1 protein-coding gene is annotated in these 1,505 nt (G+C 60.7%); it reads left to right on the top strand.

Translation table 11 applies throughout. The features are described 5' to 3' along the window. The first annotated feature begins 172 nt into the window (after nucleotides 1-172). Nucleotides 173-931, top strand: a complete 759-nt coding sequence (locus tag JF66_RS18515; protein ID WP_035880321.1) for a hypothetical protein — start codon at nucleotides 173-175, stop codon at nucleotides 929-931. Nucleotides 932-1,505 lie beyond the last annotated feature (574 nt).

Raw genomic sequence — 1,505 nt, 5'->3', positions numbered from 1 at the left:
TCACAAAAACTCTGTATAGTCTCGGTCTTTTCAGTGCAAGTGTGTCCAAAATGTGTCCACGGATTCGCGGCTCCGTCGAGCAGAAATGCGAGCCTGGGCTCGCCGCTCAGCAGGACACCGAATGCAGACCAACCCCGTATCGAAGGGTGGCTGACAGGATTACGCTCACCGCATGGACTTCACAGACGCCACTATCCAAGCGGCGCTAATCGGTGCAGCGGTCGCGTTCCTCTCCGTGGTGGTGGCTGCCGCCTCGCTCTTAATCGCGTGGTTCTCGAGTCTGAGCGAAACGAGAAGCGCTCGCAAGAATCACGAGGAGAGCGTCGCTGCCCAAGCCAACCTTTCTCGGGAGGAGCGCGAGTACGAGCAGCTTCGGGCGGCATACGCCCCGATGCTCGCCTATGTCGCGTGGGCTGAGCGCGCTGTTATGGTCCTCATTATCGTCACGATCAGGAAGTACAACGCTGTAGCGAAGGTACGGCAAGTCAGCATGCTGAAAGTGACCGAGCAAGACGAGTTGGCGATTCGGACCGCCATCTTGACTGCCGGACCGCTTAAGTGGGAGCAAGAGATCATCGACGCTGGTCCGACCGCGAAAGAGCGATTCAGCATTTACGGTTTGACGTCGGCCTTCGCCAGCGTCGATGTTCGCGCCAAGTTCGACCACCTTAGCGCGCTCACTGACTCCATCGAGGCGGCATCCGCTGTCATCGAGACGAACCTTGAACACACCTCCCGAGCACTGGGCGAGGACCCCCATCTCCAAGTGGTCGCGGAGAGGGCACGGGACATTATTGCCCGGGAGGCTTCCATGGCAGACGCGTCGCGCGTCCTTCACGATGCCACCCGCGCCTATCGGGACGCCGCCGAAGTGCTCAAGAATGCGGCAAGAGCCGAACTCGCTCCGCAGGCTCCGGGCGGGACTGACTGACGGCGTCCGCATATTCGCGGACGCGAGGGGACGGACTGCCAAGCCGTAGCGGTCTGAGCATCCTAGAGTCGGCGCAGGGTTGTTCGTCTCCAGCCATCAGACACCGTCGGCACACTTTCCGTGGCAAGCTCCGTGCCCCATCCCTAAGGAAGCGGGAACGGGCCTTGGAGGCCTGCGGCAGCACAGTTGGTGGGAGAAGATGGCGGCCGGGATGCGGATTCATTGACTGGCTCAATGAAGGCCTTCTAGCCGCCCGATCCATGGACTTCCCCATTCGGCCGGCGGGAGGTAGGTCGAAAGCTTCGCGATGCGTCGCTGTGCCTCGCGAAGACGTTCCTCCCAAGCACAAGGTAATGGGGCAAGAACGCTACTGTCCTTACAGGGCGTCAACAGCGGAAAGGTAAGGGCGTGTTGGCTTACACGAGGAATTCTCGCTATCCGAGCGGACTTGTGATTACAATCGGGGCGGTTGCCTTCGTTCTGTTGGGAGTGGCGGCAATTGTGCTTCTTCCGCGCTCTCTCTTAGACGCGTGGGCACCGGGTCTCAGTGCTCAGGAGCGTGGACCGCTGCTTG

This window comes from Cryobacterium sp. MLB-32 (genome assembly GCF_000738085.1).
Classification (GTDB): domain Bacteria; phylum Actinomycetota; class Actinomycetes; order Actinomycetales; family Microbacteriaceae; genus Cryobacterium.
Note: the sequence above shows the minus strand (reverse complement) of the source record. Positions and strands in the feature narration are given on the sequence as shown.

Coding starts and splice junctions, on each gene's coding strand:
- JF66_RS18515 (WP_035880321.1), top strand. CDS start 173: ATGGACTTCACAGACGCCACTATCCAAGCGGCGCTAATCGGTGCAGCG.